Annotated in this window: 1 protein-coding gene; it reads right to left on the bottom strand. The window is 50.0% G+C overall.

All coding sequences use genetic code 11. From position 1 onward, the window contains the following. Positions 1-38: 38 nt before the first annotated feature. Positions 39-392, bottom strand: a 354-nt coding sequence (locus Q4563_RS16750; protein ID WP_303605295.1) for a MotA/TolQ/ExbB proton channel family protein, incomplete at its 5' end; no start/stop codon positions are given.

Consider the following 392-nt stretch of genomic DNA (forward strand, 5'->3'; position numbering starts at 1 on the left):
GTTCTTGATTGCGTTGGCGTCTCATTGGAAATTACATCTCACTTGTTGCCGGTAGTGGATTGACCTTGCTTGCGCTCGGTAATGATGTTCAGGAACTTCACTCCGGCCATTTCAATGCTGTCGACAATTTCATTGGTTTTGGTTTGCAGGTAGGTATGCAGCAACAGCAGCGGAATAGCAGCCATCAAACCAAATGCGGTGGTGTTCATCGCAACCGAGATACTTTGTGACAGCAGCGTGGCTTTTTCTGCCGGAGCTGCGTTGGCAACCGCGGTAAAGGCCGCGATCAGACCCATAATGGTACCCAGCAGTCCCATCAGGGTGGCAATGTTTGCCATGGTGGCAACATATTGAGTACGTTTTTCAAGCTGTGGAACAGCTTCCATCAAGCC

Source organism: Gilvimarinus sp. 1_MG-2023 (assembly GCF_030548285.1).